Raw genomic sequence first — 14,950 nt, forward strand, 5'->3', positions numbered from 1 at the left:
TAATTTCATAATTTTTAAGTTCTTTTAACATTTTTTCAATATGTTTGATTCCATGGTAACTTCTGCTTTTATCATCATAAGCACTAATAACACTACTAAAACCCTCTGAAATATCAACGGATTTAATTCCAATTTGTTTCAAGGTTTCATCCCAAGTGTATTTAAGAAAGGGAATCCCAATAAATAAATTTGAGTTATTAGGTGTAAACGTCCCATTTAATTTAGAAATCAACGTGTCAACTTGTTTTTCAACACTCTTGGTTCCTTTGGAATTGTCTATTACAAAATCAGCACGGCTTTCTTTTAAGAATTGAGGCATTTGAGAATTTATTCTCTGTATAGCCGTTTCGGGAGTAAGAAAAGAATTTCTGGAAAGTAATCTTTTTAACTGTTCTTGAGGATCAATTTTTATCAAAACCACATAATCATAATGGCTTTGTTTATTAGTTTCAAACAAAAGTGGATTAAAAATGGCAACATTTTTATTGCTTTTATTTTTTTGAATAAATTCTTCAACTCGTCGTTCTACAGCAGGATGAACTATATCCTCCAAACTTCTTTTCAGTGCCTCATTTTGGAAAACGATATCTCTAATTTTACTTCTATCTATAAAATCATCATCTTTTAATGAATGAAATCCATAATCAGCAAATATTTTTTTTACATCTTGTATTACAACATTGTCATTGTTATATAGTTCGTGTACAACGTGGTCAACATCTATACAAGGAATACCTTTCTTTTCAAATAGTTCTTGCACGGTAGATTTTCCTGCTGCAATATTTCCCGTAATTGCGAGTGTTCTTGCCGTAAAAAAAATTGAAGAACTTCTATGTCTAATTTCATTCTTTCTTGATATGTTATTTATAACAAAAGAACTTTTAACAGGAGATATAATCATATTATTGACCTTTCTGGTGTTTATATAAATATTCTGCAACAGATTGGGGAACGAATTGAGAAATATCCCCATCATTGTTCAGAATTTCACGCACCGCACTAGAAGATATGGCGTTATTCTCTGAGCTTGCAGGTAAAAATATTGTTTTCAATTCAGGGTTCAGCCTTCTGTTTATTTCAGAAAGTTGCATCTCGCTATCAAAGTCCGACACCGTTCTTAAGCCTCTTAACAAGAAACCTGCACCTTTTTCCTTAGCATAATTAGCAGTCAAACCTTTATATGTATCGACTTTAACATTATTTAAATCCTCAACGGATTTTTTGATAAGATCAACAGCGTCATCAATAGGGATGTATCTTGTTTTTCTAGGATTCTTTGCGATAAGAACTATAACTTGATCAAAAAGCTTTGCGGCGATTTTAAGAATATCCAAGTGCCCCTTGGTAATAGGGTCAAAACTGCCTGCATAAACTGCTGTTGCCTTAACTCCAAATGGCAAAGTAATACCCTTATTTTTATAAATAGAAAAATCATAGCGACTATCATTTATTTTATTTTGATTAATGTTACTTTGTGACTGGCTTTGTGCTAATTTATTACGAGGAAAAACCGGCATTAAGTTTAAATAAGTTTTTTTTATGGCAACATTCATGAAAATCCCACCTTTTAAATTATTTTAAAACTAACAATTGCTTTAAAATTCAAACAAAAAAATTCATGATATTGTCCGTCATGAATTTTTACAATTCGTTACATCACTAGGACTTCACGGCTTTAACTATTTTCCTCGTTAAAGCCTTCGGGTTTTTCAAAATTTTCTAAAAGATTTTTAAAATCAGAAGGCTTGATGTCATTTACAAACTTTTTAAATTCTTCTGATTCCTGTTCATCTCTTTCTTCATCTGTAGAAATAGTTCCATCCGCTATAACATTAGGCGTTACAAATATCGGGGCTTTGTTTTTTAAGGCTATAGTTATAGCATCTGATGGTCTTGCATCTAATTTAAACTTCTCATTCTTTTTGCCTTTAATAAAAATGGTCGCATAATAAGTCGTATCGCTATAATCATTTATTTCTATTTTTTCTACGACAAAAGAGGACAAATCAAGCAAATTAGAAATCAAATCATGTGTCATTGGTCTTGGAGTTTTAATGTTTTCAAGTTGTCTTATAATTGCACTGGCTTCAGCCTGTCCGATCCATATAGGAAGAGCCCTTCTCTTTTCTACATCGTTAAGGACAACAATGGGAGAACCTGATTTGGTATCTATAGCTATTCCCATTACCTGCATTTCAATCATAAATTAACTCCATTAAATTTTTATAATTTAATTATACCTCAGTATAACATATTAGCTAAAATTAACGACTAGTCAAGAATGACATCTATTTCCTTTTTTCCTGCTTCAACTTCGCAAGCAAAAACTTCCAGATGCTCGGGTTTAATTTCTTCTCCTGCGATAATCAAAGGAATGCCAGGAGGATAATTAACGATAGTTTCTTTTGAAATAAAACCAACTGATTTTGAAATCTCAATTTTTTTGGACTTTTTATAAAAAGCATCAGCAGGGGAATAAATAACTGTCGGTTGTATAAAAGGCTGCAAAATTGATACATCTTGGGATTTTTGCAGAATTTTTTCAGCTTTAATTAAAGAAAAAGCAAACTTTTCAAGTTTTTTTCTTGTTGTTCCTATTCCTGTAAGCGCAAGAACACCTTTATTATTATCAAGTTCAAACTCTACATTAAACTTTTTGAACAAGATATCAGAAAGGTTATATCCTGATATGCCGTTTAATCCCATAAAAATTTTTGTAGGGTCATGCTGATAATTTTCACAACTTTCCAAAAAATTTATGCCAACATTTTTTTTGATAAAAGATTTTATTTCTTCAATATCCTTCAGCAACTCATCAATATTTTGCCGACCTTCTTTTGAATGCAGATATTCTATAGATGCCTCTATGCTTGATAAAATCAAATACGATGGTGAAGTTGTATTGACCAGATTAAGACTTTGCGACAATTTTTCGAAATTAATTCCGGAATTTTTGCTCAAATGAAGAACTGCTCCCTGAGTAAGACATGATCCTGTCTTATGCAAAGACTGGACACAGGCGTCCGCTCCAAGATGAATTGAAGATAACGGCAATTTTTCAGAAAAATTCCATAAAGCGCCATGCGCTTCATCTACAACAAGAAGAACTTTTTTTTCTTTGCATATTTTTGAAATTGATTCTATATCGGAAACTATACCCTCATAAGTTGGGCTTGTAATCCATACAGCTTTTATCTTTGGATTTTTTTCAAGTTTTTGCCTTATTTTTTCAGGGTTTATGCAGGAAGGAATATTCCATTCGTTTTCCCACTCAGGACTTATCCAGACAGGATGAGCCCCTGACAGAGTTAGTGCGCTTATAACGCTTTTATGGACATTTCTTGAAATTAAAACAGAATCCCCTCTGCCGACCGTGGCGAGCATTAACGCAATTATGCCCGAGGTCGAACCGTTGACGAGATAAAATGTATTTTTACTTCCGTAGATTTCACTTGCTCGAACTAACGAATTTTTTATTATACCTGACGGATTTTGAAGATTATCCAGACCTTCAAGCTCAGAGAGGTCTGCTTTAAAAATTTTTTTGCCTACAACTTCTTTATACTCATCTAAAACGCCTTTGCCCCCCGAATGTCCCGGTGTGGTAAACAAAATCGGTTCATGCCTGATTATTTTATTTATCGCCTGAATAATATACATAAACTAGCTCGTCTGTAATTTTATTAAGTCTTCCTGTTTAATATTAATGCGTCTAAAAAAAGAGTAACATCCAGATTATAACAAAAATACTTCGGAGGCAAAATTGGGGATGGAAAACAAACTTTTTTTAATAGCCGCCATCGGATTTGTACTAAATTTAATTATTATTTCATTTTGCACAACATATTATATTGCTTTCATAAATGACAGCAGCCCTCTAACACACATAAACAGGGCTCATTCAGTAATTAATATAAACGGATATTAAGAAATATTAAATAGATTATTTATCCATTATTAATATTTAAATCGTATTTTTTAAAAAACAATTTAAATTTGCTCAGCAATTTTTTCTCTTCACGTGATTTATAAATTTAGAAATTAAAAATAATTTAATAAAAGAAAAGGAAAACAATTATGGACGCAATTAGATTAGGATCAGCTATATTTTTACCAAATTTAAATGACAAAGGGTCATATGTAGATGTTTCTAAAGCCAGCAAAATGAAAACCTACCCAGGATCAGACATTATTTCTTTTTTTAAGGATACTGATGTGCCTTTGGTCAATGTAAGAGGCACAATAGATGACATTAAAAAATTAGATTTAAAAGCATAAAAAATCTAATGGCATAACCATTTTTATAGTAAAATCTTCATAATGTATTAGATTGCCGCATCGAACTTTCAGTTCTCCTCGCAATGACAAATTTACATACAGTGAAGGAAATATTTTGGAATGAGTTTGCAGGGTTTAACAAAACAGGAAATTGAAAAAAAAATTAAAGATTTGCGCGATAAAATAAATTATCATAATTATCTTTATTATGTAAAAGACATCCCTGAAGTCCCTGACAGCGAATATGACAGACTGTTTAACGAATTAAAAGAACTTGAATATTTATATCCGGAATTTATAACGCCTGACAGCCCGACTCAACGAGTCGGAGAAGTCCCGTCAGAAAAATTTGAGCAGGTTAAACATAAATACAGACTTTTTAGCCTTGATAACGCTTACTCGCAAGAAGATTTAACAGACTGGTATAACCGCATAAGAAAAGCTTTTTCCGATGAAAAAAACATAGAACTTTTCTGCGAACTAAAAATTGACGGGCTGGCAATCTCTTTAAGCTATGAAAACGGGCTTTTTGTAAGAGGTGCAACCAGAGGCGACGGCAAAATCGGAGAAGACATCACCGTAAACTTAAAAACTATAAAAAGCATACCCCTAAAGCTCTATTCCGGAGAAGTTAAAGAAGTCCCGGAATTCATAGAAGCGCGTGGAGAAATTTTCATGCCGGTTTCTTCCTTTGAAAAACTTAATGAAAAACGCAGAAAAAATGATGAGCCTGAATTTGCAAACCCGAGAAATGCAGGCAGCGGCTCAGTAAGACAGCTTGATCCCAAAATCACTCAGGAAAGAGATCTGGATATTTTTATTTACGCAGGAATTGTGGAGGGAAACCACAATCCTTCCTCCCACAAAGAAACTCTGGAACTTTTTAAAAAATTAGGTTTCAAAACCAACCCCACGAGCAAATTGTGCAATAATATCGATGAAGTTATCGAATTTTGTGAATTTTGGAAGGAAAAAAGATTTGAACTTAACTACGCAACAGACGGTGTAGTTATAAAAATTAACGACATCCCAACACAGGAAGAACTCGGTTATACATCAAGAGCTCCAAGATGGGCAATAGCTTATAAATTTCCTCCTGAAGAAGCTTTAACAACCCTTCTTGATATAGAAATAAATACAGGAAGGACAGGAGCAGTAACTCCTGTTGCAGTTCTTCAACCGGTAAAGCTTGCAGGGACGACTGTTTCAAGGGCAAGTCTTCATAATGCAGATGAAATAGAACGACTGGACGCCAGAATTGGCGATAAAGTATGGGTAAAAAAAGCCGCAGAAATCATTCCAAAAATAATCGGAGTGGATGTATCTCAAAGATGGGCCTTAAGCCAGCCTTTCAAATATCCTGACGTTTGCCCTTCCTGCGGAACAAAACTTGAAAGAAAAGAAAATGAAGTTATCACATACTGCCCTAACCTTGCAGGCTGCAAAGCACAGCTTCAGGGATGGCTGGAATACTGGGTTAGCAGAGGAGCTATGGATATTGACGGAGTGGGTAACTCTCTTGTTGCGCAGTTTATCGAAAAAGATTTAGTGAAAGACCCTGCTGATTTATATACGCTAACAATGGAAGATGTGCTTTCTCTGGATAGAATGGCAGAAAAATCGGCATTAAATATCATAAATGCTATTAATTCCTCAAAAATTCGTCCTCTTGCTAATTTAATAAACGCTCTGGGAATAAAATATGTCGGAAAAGAAACCGCTGAAATTCTAAGCCAGAGTTTCAATTCTGTTGAACTTTTAAAATCGGCATCTATTGAAGAACTTTCCTCCATAGAGGGTATTGGTGAAAAAATAGCACAAAGCATTGTAAAATATTTTGAAAATCAAAATGTCATGTCCATGCTAAAAAAACTTGAAGATTTAGGAGTAAAACTTGAAGAAGAAAGACAACAAACAGTCGGAGAACAACCGCTGGCTGGCAAATTTTTTGTATTAACAGGGGTTTTAGAGTCTATGGACAGAAACAAGGCTGGTGATATAATTAAAAAGCTTGGCGGTAAAGTTACAGGCAGTGTAAGCGCTAAAACTTCTTATGTGGTGGTTGGAGAAAACCCCGGTTCAAAATATGAGAAAGCTTTGAAATTAAATGTTACAATCTTAAATGAAAATGATTTCTTAAAATTAATTTCCCGATAATTTTTATCAAGGATGCTTATGAACAAAAATTTCAAAATATTTCAAATACACGGCTTATCAGGACTTTTATTAGTAGGATTTATTTCAACTTGTCTGTTTTTTGGATTTATCGTCTTTCCTGTCTGGTTAGTTATGGCGGGATGGAATGAAGTAATAGCAACAAGACTCCAGGCTCCCATAATAAATTACGTTCAGGCATCTCTTTTATGGGCTTTCGTCATAATCTCAATGTATCTTGTTTTCCGAAACAGTATTTCCATCAAAATTCACACTTCTAACGAAGAAATGACAGATGATGAAATAAAAAAAGTTATACATGAAGCTGACGAAATACAGGAAAAAGCTTCAGAAGACTAGTTTAAATTAAAATATTTTTACAAAAAAATCCTTTAAATCATCTACGCCGTAAAAAAATAAAACTGCTAAAATAAGGGTTATTAATGTAGGAGAAAATAAATGAGTAGTGTTCAAATTTGCCCTTTAATCAGCGCAGGAAAAGAAGTTACACAGCTTTGTCTTGAAGAAAACTGTGCCTGGTATCTAAAAAATTATAAAGCATGCAGCGCATATATCCTTGCTTATGACGCAGCTCTGGATATTAAGAAAAAGCAAACAGGTTAGAAGAATTTCTAACCTGCTTAAATTAAGATTTACTATTTCTTTGTATATCTATTAAATAAAGCGTTAGTTTTTTCGAATAATTCTTCTATTGGTATTGTATAATTTTCATCTTTTGTAGCATCTGTCATAACTTGATTGATTTTTTGATTATATTCAGGCGCGTTACTATTAATATCCATAAACTTTTGCGTTTTACCGTTCAAGGTGATTGCCTTTAGTTCTGAGTTATACTTAAGGTTTTTCACTGACTTAACAACTAATGTTTGTCCATTGGGTCCTTTTATTTCAATTGCGTTTAGAGGCTGCCCCTGCCAAATCGATTTGGATATTTTTATTGTACCTTTAGGCTGTTTTATATAAGTAGCCGTTATATCGCCACTGCTGTTAAACTCAATTCTTCTAATAGGCTCTGTTTTGGCAGCATCAGCATATATAGTCTTTGAAGCTATTTGTCCATTAGCATGCGTCGTTTCTATAACATTTGGTTCTACTGGCGCTATCGGCTTGGCTGGTGCTGATGGTTGCACAGGTGCTGGAGGTTCGACTGGAGCATTTGTTGTTTGCGCTTTGGGCGGAGTCAATAGTTTTTGCGCTTTAGGCGAGGGTAATAGTTTTTGTGTCGTTACCGGATTTGATGATACTTCCGTATATTCTGTAAACTCTCCTACGGGTGAACCGGAAGTTTTTCCTGCCATTTTTAAGCCTGCTTTAGCGCCTAATAAGGATAATGCTATCCCTGTAGTTCCTGAACCCATTTCACTATAAGCGTTTTTGGCTTCGTTATCCGTTTTTGCATTATTTGCTTTCATTACTCCTTTAACAAGTTGAGTTGCTCCTATTGCTGTTCCAACAACAGCTGCCCCTACAATTACGACAGGAGAAGCCACAACAGCTGCCGCTGTAGCGCCTAGAAAACCTGCTGCAGCAGCAGTAACAGCTGCAACAGTACCAACTGTTGCAGCTGTTCTGCCAAGACTAAATCCTTTTTCATCACAAAACATTCCTTTAAAAAAGTTTCCAACGCCGCCAACAAATGCTTTTGCTTTTTCTCCAAAAGATATATTTCCATCATCTTTGCTGTCTGTTGTCTTTGCAGGCTTATTATCTGTAACAACTTTATTTACAACTTTTTCAGGTTTTGCAGGCAACGCAGCTGCGCTTGCGGCAGCTTCTGTTTGTTTGACTGTAGTTCCAAAAGGTTTTTTGCTGCCACTAGCCTCAACTGCCTTTGCTGATGCAGGGGTAGTTTTCCCTTCTGATTTTACTTCTGTGGGTTTCACAGCAGATTCTTTAACCGAATCCAAAAGTTTTTTCAAGTTAAATGATTTATCTGCAAACATTTTACTCGTGTTATTTTGTTGGATTATTTTTTCGTTTTCAAGATAGGTTTGAAGTTTTTTATCGTCAATTTTTTCATTAGTCAATTTTTCTAAAGCTTGGTCAAGTTCTTCAAAAGTATACCCATTTTCAATTTTATATTCAAAATCATTGTCATTGATTCCTTTTTTCTGAGCATCTTTTTCTTTTTGTAAATTTTTAAAGATAGCATCTTCTACGGTATTTGTTTTTTGCTCTTTGCGAAGATTAGCTCTTGTTTGCCCCCATGACAAACTTGAATCTTGTTTTTTTACACTTTCTAATGCCATTCCAAATTCCCCCACGTTCTCTTATTTTTTTATCTCTACCTCTTAAATATATAAAGTATAAAAATAATAAAAAATTGCCATGTTTTTTCTTTTTTATGCTCAATTATTAAGTTTTTTTAATAATCAACCAAATATTAAATTCAGAATTAAAATCATAATAATAATCTAAAAAAAGTATGACAATTATAAATTTTATTAATATAATTAAATTTGTGCATGATTAAAGTTATGCAATAAAAAGAGGTATTATATAAATTGCTTCCATTAATTACAGAAGAGATAAAAGAATCAATACTGGTAGAAGTTCTTCCTACTGTAGCCGACTGGCGAAAAAAAATGATTCACTACATCAAGGAAGAAAATCCTGAAGTTAACGCATTAATAATAGAATCTGCTCAACAGACGAATTTAGACCCTAAGGCGATTGCGCTTGGTGCATATTTAACTTACGTAGCTCTGGAAAAAGCTGATAAAGCAGAACTGAACGTCATTGAAGACATATTGGAATAATGGCGGAAGCGTTAAAACCTAAGCTCGTAATAGGATTAATGTCAGGAACTTCTGTTGACGGTATAGATGCATGCCTTGTCAGAATTAACTCATTCCCTGATTTTTCGTTTGAAATATTAAGCACTCTTGTTTGGGATTATCCGGAAAATATAAAACAAAATATTTTCAAAATCTTTGAAAATAAAGCCTCCATCGAAGAAATTTGCTGGATGAATTTTGTTATAGGAGAATATTTTGCTCAAGCGGCTCTGGAAGTAATAAAAAAAGCAGGAATTACTCCCAAAGAAGTTGATTTAATAGGTTCTCACGGTCAAACTGTTTATCATAAACCGATTGATGAATTTATAAACGGATTTACTAAAAAAAGCACTCTGCAAATAGGCGAATCTGCAATTATTGCAGAAAGAACAGGAATAACCACTATTTCTGATTTCAGACCGGCAGACATTGCCGCAGGAGGTCAGGGCGCACCGCTCGTGTGCTTTGCCGATGAAATTCTTTTCAAATCAAGCACAATCTCTAGAGCAATCCAAAATATCGGAGGAATGGCAAATGTTACTGTAATAAGCCCTAATGCCGACATTTTTGCTTTTGACACCGGGCCGGGAAACGTAATGATTGATTATTGTGCAAGAAAATTTTTCAATCAGGCTTATGATAAAGACGGATTACTTGCAGCAGCGGGGCAAATTGATGAAAACTGGCTTAATTATCTGCTTGACGAACAATATTATAGCCTAATCCCTCCAAAAACAACGGGGAGAGAGTTATTTTCTCCTGAATATGTAGAAAAAATGCTCTTAAAAGCACCTCCAAATCCTTACAACATCATGGCAACTATAACTGCCCTGAGCGCAAAAACTATTTTTAATGCTTATGATCAGTTTATTTTCCCTAAAACAAAAATTGACGAGCTTATTATAGGTGGAGGCGGAGCTTATAATCCGCAACTCTTGAAAAGGATGGGGAAATATTTCGGAAAATCCGTAAAAATATTGAGCCACAAAGACTTTGGAGTTTCAGACAAATTCAAGGAAGCTCTGGCTTTTGCTATGTTAGCCTATACTACTTTTTATAAAATTCCAAATAACGTGCCTTCCTGCACAGGCGCTAAATACAAAAAAATTCTCGGTAAAATTTCTTATGCATAAATGGTCTTCCTCTCAAAAAAGGCCATTACCGTTTGTTTAAGATTAACGTTACAACATGTAAAATGTTCTTAAAAACATGTTTGTAATTCCCCTGAAAGGGTATATAGTTTTTATAAGTTTTGTCAACAGTATGCATATTTTATCATTGAATTATCAAATTAATTTACGGAATTGGTTGTTGGAGTACAAAATATGTCGTTTGCCATGGATGACTTAAGTAGGTCTTATGGAATAGATTCCGCTCTCCAGACAAAATTGGCTGAAGAAGCACGAACGGCTGAAAAAACAAATAATACTAAAGCAACAGACTCTACAGTAAAAGAGCCTGTGGTTAATGATGTGTTTGAAGCTTCATCGCAAAAGCCTGATACTGCTCAAAGTTCGTCTGAAAATATTCAGAGCCAATCTACAGCTATTGATATTACTAATGAGTCCCTCAACAAAATAGCTTCATTAGTTACGGATATTAAAACTAATGTTGAAAAAGGAAATACAGAAGAGGTTTTCGGACAAAAAATTAATGAAAATTATGACAAAATTAACCAAATTGCAAAAGAAACTTCTTTTAACGGCACAAGTTTGATTAAAGCAACAGATGATAATACAAAAAATGCTCCTGATAGCAAAACAGAAGCTGTTTCTCTTGCAGAAATAAAAGTTTCTGACATTAAAAACCTTGAAACGGCAACAACAGAACAACAAGACAAATCTGTTAAAAAACTTAACGACATAATAGATAACATAAAAACTAAAGAGCAAGATCTTAATGATAAAAAAGAAAAACTGGCTCAAAGTGTGAATAAAAACAGTCTTGTTGAAATTAAGCGCTCATCTTCAACAGCAACGGAAGAAGATACAGAAAAAAGAGATGAAGCCTCAGCAGAAAAACTAAAAAACACTACTATAAAAAATATAAATGAAGCTCCCAGTAAAAGTATAAAAATGCATATAAGACATCTTGATAAAAATCTGCTTCTTGCTATGCTTAGTTTAAGAGGTGCTTAAACCATTTACTCAGAAATCTGAGAAAACAGGAATTAGACAATAATGCCTTTTGACGGAATATCATTTACAGAAGCCGGCTACAAAATCACACTTCCTTCCGAATTGAATATTCAGGCGGAAATGTCTGCTCAAACGCAGGCAAAAACTTTTGTGAAAAAACTTGATGGAAGCCATAAAGTTCAGGCTGACGGCAAAAATAAACAAAATTCTCAAAAACAGAATACCCAAGAAAACAATTCCGATGAACTTTCTGACGAAAATTCTCCGGAATTTCTTAATAAATCTAACAAAATAAATAAATTCAAAGTGTTGTTTAATCAATCAAACGACATGGTAGAGCTAATTGACAGAGAATCAGGCAACATTATCGAAACCATTTCGCCAAATGATCTCTTACATCTTGTTTCAAAGAGCAAAACAGCTTCTGGAATTTTGGTTGACAGAAGAATATAATGCGTCTGTAGGAGAAATTTATTTTAGAAAAGTTTAAAATAAATATATATACCTGCTTGTGCTAGACTTTAAATACACACTTGCTAAGATAAAGAGGGAATGAGTTTAAAAGGTTAATTAATGAATCCATATCTTAAACAATACCAAACAAGCCAAATTCAAACAGCAAGTCCTGAAAAAATACTAATTATGCTCTATGACGGAGCTATTCAGTTTTTGAATAAAGCTAAAAAAGAACTTGAAAACAAAAATATTCAAGAAGTTCATAATAATATTATAGGGGCGCAAAAAATCGTTGCCGAATTTATGAACACACTTGATATGGAAATTGGCGGGGCTACAGCTGTTAATCTTTATAATTTATATGAATATATGCACTTTAGACTGGTGCAGGCAAACATGAAAAAAGACGTTGCTATGATTGATGAAGTTCTTATCCACTTGAAAGACCTAAAATCAACATGGGAAGAAGCTATAAGAATTGCCAACAGAGAAAAATCAAGCGTAAACATGCTGGATGATGAAGAAGACGAAGAGGATTCAATCCGAAAAGCATGATAAAAGAAATGAAAAATCTTTATGAAAAAATTTTGGAATTAAATCTTCAAATAAATTTAATGCTTAATAATTTTCCTAAAGATGATTTTGACAGTTTTAACGAAAATTTGCAGGATTTTCTTGAGCAGAAAGATATATTTATTCAAAAATTAATTTCTTTATCTAAAACAGGTAATGAAGAAGATTTAAAAGAAATTTCTGAACAGGTTAATAAGATTGAAGAAGAAAATCTCAGACTTATTCAAGAAAAAAAGCATTATTTATCAACTGAAATAAACAAAACTGCTAAAACTGTAAAAGCTTTGTCTGCCTACAAATTTGATAAACAAAACACACCTCGTATTTTTGACGAAACAGATTAAGAGCCGGTCTTTTTAAAAACTTGCCATTGCAACCAAAATAGCTTGCACAAGCTTTGGCAAGACAGCTTTTAAAGTTTGTGCTAATATACGAATGTCCTGAAGTTTAATTAAGGATACGAGAAATGGCAGAAACAGTTTATACAAAAAGCAAAGCCGGCAGAAGAGGAATAAAATTTCCTGCCTCCGGTGTTGCAGAAAAGAATTTGTCTGAATTTATTCCTGAAAATCTTTTAAATAAAGAACAAATTAAATTGCCTGAATTAACAGAACTTGATGTAATGAGGTATTTTACAAATCTGTCACACAAAAATTTCTCTATTGATAACGTATTTTACCCGCTCGGTTCGTGTACAATGAAATATAACCCGAAAATAAACGAATTTGCAGCAAATTTGGACGGATTTACAAATACCCACCCTGAACAAAACGAAGAATATGCGCAGGGTTCGCTGGAATTAATGTATGAGCTTCAGCAAAATCTTAAAGAAATTACCGGTATGGATGCAATTTCTTTGCAACCGGCAGCCGGAGCCCACGGCGAACTTGCAGGAATGCTTATTGTAAAAAAATATTTTGAAAAAATCGGAGAAAAACGAACTAAAGTAATTATTCCTGATTCTGCACACGGGACAAACCCTGCTACAGCAAAAATGTGCGGCTTTGATACAGTAGAAATCAAATCTAATTCTGACGGTCTTGTTGATGTAGAAGAACTTAAAAAAGTTCTCGATAACGAAACTGCCGCTATCATGATGACAAATCCCAATACGCTCGGGCTTTTTGAAGAAAAAATACTTGAAATTTCAAAACTTGTCCATGAATCCGGAGCTCTTCTTTATTACGACGGTGCAAACCTGAACGCAATAATGGGAATCACCAACCCGAAGATTATGGGATTTGATATAGTTCACCTTAACTTGCATAAAACTTTCTCCACTCCTCATGGCGGAGGCGGACCCGGAGCAGGACCTATAGGGGTAGTAGAAAAGCTGTCCGGCTTTTTGCCTGTGCCTGTTGTAAGTTTTAACAACGAAAAATATTATTTAAACTTCGATTTAAAAGATACCATTGGAAAAGTTAAAGCATATTACGGAAATTTCGGGGTGCTTGTAAGGGCTTACACTTATATTCTTATGATGGGAGGAAAAGGGCTTAGACAGGTTAGTGAAGATGCTGTACTTAACGCTAATTACCTTAAAGAAAAGCTTAAAAAGACTTATAAACTTCCCTACGACAAAGTTTGTATGCATGAATTTGTACTTTCAGGCGATATTCAAAAAGAAAAAGGCGTAAACACAATGGGTATTGCAAAAAGACTAATGGATTCAAATATCCATCCGCCCACAGTTTATTTTCCGTTGATTGTACATGAAGCAATGATGATTGAGCCGACAGAAACCGAATCCAGAGAAACTTTGGATAATTTTATTGAAATTATGGAAAAAATCAATGAGGAAATCAACGAAGACCCTGAACTTGTGCTTGAACGACCCGTCAAAACGCCTGTATCAAGAGTGGATGAAACACTTGCCGCCAGACAACCAAACTTGAGATGGAGAGAACTATGAAATTTTCGAAAATCATAATAACAACATCTGTAGGATTTGCTATATTAATTATAATGGCTGCAATCGGTGTATTTTCTCTTAAAAACGTTGTAAGCGTGCAACTTCACCCGCAAAAATCGGAATTAATACAAAGAGCTGAAAAAATTGCCGATTTTTCAAAAATTCTTAATACTTATACAGTTACAAAAGCCTTAAACGTAATAGGAGTAACGGCAGTAGTTGCAGAACATCCAAAAACAGGTCAATATATGGCAATAATAGATCCGGGATGGGCTATGAATATTTCAAAAAATGATATTCAAACAGGCAGACTTCATCAAAAGCTTACGGATTATGCCTCAAAAATATCTTCGCCAGGTATAAAACTAAACAAACTTGAAATTATGCCTAAAGGAAATTTTAACGCCTTTAATCAGTCCATTCCTTATGCACAAATAAAAGTAAAAATTTCCGGACTCAGCTCTGAAACAACCTATGACGGAATGATAGGAATTGTTGTAAATCCTGAAACAAGTAAAAGCGAACTTATAGTTTCACTAAACAAAAATGGAACTTTTAAGCAGAAAATCGCGGAAAACTTCTTTAAAGACGTTAAACTCCAGTAAGAAACTGTTTACAAAACCCGCTTTCAAGATTATTAT

At 34.0% G+C, this 14,950-nt stretch carries 18 protein-coding genes; 13 read left to right on the forward strand and 5 right to left on the reverse strand.

The genetic code is table 11. From position 1 onward, the window contains the following. The 4 genes from coaE to WCG23_01690 all read right to left on the reverse strand — a co-directional run. Positions 1–901, reverse strand: a 901-nt coding sequence (gene coaE, locus WCG23_01675) for a dephospho-CoA kinase (protein ID MEI8388571.1), incomplete at its 3' end; no start/stop codon positions are given. Position 902: 1 nt separating this feature from the next. Beyond that, a complete protein-coding gene (gene coaD, locus WCG23_01680) occupies positions 903–1,553 on the reverse strand; it encodes a pantetheine-phosphate adenylyltransferase (GenBank protein MEI8388572.1) in 651 nt (216 codons plus the stop codon). Between the two features lie 122 nt (positions 1,554–1,675). Continuing rightward, the gene (locus tag WCG23_01685) at positions 1,676–2,203 is read right to left on the reverse strand and encodes a bifunctional nuclease family protein (GenBank protein MEI8388573.1); all 528 of its coding nucleotides are present in this window, start codon (positions 2,201–2,203) and stop codon (positions 1,676–1,678) included. A gap of 68 nt (positions 2,204–2,271) precedes the next feature. Further along, complete coding sequence (locus WCG23_01690; GenBank protein ID MEI8388574.1) at positions 2,272–3,660, reverse strand: aminotransferase class I/II-fold pyridoxal phosphate-dependent enzyme; 1,389 nt, start codon at positions 3,658–3,660, stop codon at positions 2,272–2,274. A gap of 109 nt (positions 3,661–3,769) precedes the next feature. Here WCG23_01690 and WCG23_01695 point away from each other — a divergent pair, with 109 nt between their 5' ends. The 5 genes from WCG23_01695 to WCG23_01715 all read left to right on the forward strand — a co-directional run bounded on the left by WCG23_01695 (position 3,770) and on the right by WCG23_01715 (position 7,056). Then, positions 3,770–3,928 (forward strand): hypothetical protein, encoded by a 159-nt coding sequence (locus WCG23_01695; GenBank protein ID MEI8388575.1) that lies wholly within the window; start codon positions 3,770–3,772, stop codon positions 3,926–3,928. Positions 3,929–4,077: 149 nt separating this feature from the next. Continuing rightward, positions 4,078–4,278 (forward strand): hypothetical protein, encoded by a 201-nt coding sequence (locus WCG23_01700; protein ID MEI8388576.1) that lies wholly within the window; start codon positions 4,078–4,080, stop codon positions 4,276–4,278. A gap of 120 nt (positions 4,279–4,398) precedes the next feature. Continuing rightward, positions 4,399–6,435 carry an NAD-dependent DNA ligase LigA gene (gene ligA, locus WCG23_01705; protein ID MEI8388577.1) on the forward strand — a complete coding sequence of 679 codons (2,037 nt, stop codon included), beginning with the start codon at positions 4,399–4,401 and terminating at the stop codon, positions 6,433–6,435. A gap of 18 nt (positions 6,436–6,453) precedes the next feature. Further along, complete coding sequence (locus tag WCG23_01710) at positions 6,454–6,792, forward strand: hypothetical protein (GenBank protein ID MEI8388578.1); 339 nt, start codon at positions 6,454–6,456, stop codon at positions 6,790–6,792. A gap of 99 nt (positions 6,793–6,891) precedes the next feature. After that, positions 6,892–7,056 (forward strand): hypothetical protein, encoded by a 165-nt coding sequence (locus tag WCG23_01715; GenBank protein ID MEI8388579.1) that lies wholly within the window; start codon positions 6,892–6,894, stop codon positions 7,054–7,056. A 32-nt stretch (positions 7,057–7,088) separates the two neighbouring features. On the opposite strand, the gene WCG23_01720 is transcribed toward WCG23_01715, so the two are convergent. Continuing rightward, entirely contained in the window at positions 7,089–8,702 is a 1,614-nt protein-coding gene (locus WCG23_01720; GenBank protein ID MEI8388580.1) for a hypothetical protein, read from the reverse strand. 255 nt (positions 8,703–8,957) lie between these two features. Between WCG23_01720 and WCG23_01725 the strand changes: the two genes are divergently transcribed. From WCG23_01725 to WCG23_01760, 8 genes are all read left to right on the forward strand, one after another. Further along, complete coding sequence (locus WCG23_01725; protein ID MEI8388581.1) at positions 8,958–9,212, forward strand: hypothetical protein; 255 nt, start codon at positions 8,958–8,960, stop codon at positions 9,210–9,212. Continuing rightward, positions 9,212–10,363: an anhydro-N-acetylmuramic acid kinase gene (locus WCG23_01730; GenBank protein MEI8388582.1), complete on the forward strand. Its 1,152-nt coding sequence runs from the start codon at positions 9,212–9,214 to the stop codon at positions 10,361–10,363. The genes WCG23_01725 and WCG23_01730 overlap by 1 nt, the downstream gene beginning before the upstream one ends. Before the next feature lie 192 nt (positions 10,364–10,555). After that, complete coding sequence (locus tag WCG23_01735; protein ID MEI8388583.1) at positions 10,556–11,368, forward strand: hypothetical protein; 813 nt, start codon at positions 10,556–10,558, stop codon at positions 11,366–11,368. Positions 11,369–11,410: 42 nt separating this feature from the next. Continuing rightward, complete coding sequence (locus WCG23_01740; protein MEI8388584.1) at positions 11,411–11,821, forward strand: flagellar protein FlaG; 411 nt, start codon at positions 11,411–11,413, stop codon at positions 11,819–11,821. 120 nt (positions 11,822–11,941) lie between these two features. Continuing rightward, on the forward strand, positions 11,942–12,379 hold the full coding sequence (gene fliS / locus WCG23_01745; GenBank protein ID MEI8388585.1) for a flagellar export chaperone FliS: 438 nt from the start codon (positions 11,942–11,944) through the stop codon (positions 12,377–12,379). Then, complete coding sequence (locus WCG23_01750; GenBank protein MEI8388586.1) at positions 12,376–12,741, forward strand: hypothetical protein; 366 nt, start codon at positions 12,376–12,378, stop codon at positions 12,739–12,741. The genes fliS and WCG23_01750 overlap by 4 nt, the downstream gene beginning before the upstream one ends. A gap of 122 nt (positions 12,742–12,863) precedes the next feature. Continuing rightward, positions 12,864–14,309 carry an aminomethyl-transferring glycine dehydrogenase subunit GcvPB gene (gcvPB, locus tag WCG23_01755; protein ID MEI8388587.1) on the forward strand — a complete coding sequence of 482 codons (1,446 nt, stop codon included), beginning with the start codon at positions 12,864–12,866 and terminating at the stop codon, positions 14,307–14,309. Then, entirely contained in the window at positions 14,306–14,914 is a 609-nt protein-coding gene (locus WCG23_01760) for a hypothetical protein (protein ID MEI8388588.1), read from the forward strand. Before gcvPB ends, WCG23_01760 begins: the two co-directional genes overlap by 4 nt. Positions 14,915–14,950: the final 36 nt, after the last annotated feature.

The sequence above is a fragment of the bacterium genome (assembly GCA_037147175.1).
GTDB lineage: Bacteria > Cyanobacteriota > Vampirovibrionia > Gastranaerophilales > UBA9971 > UBA9971.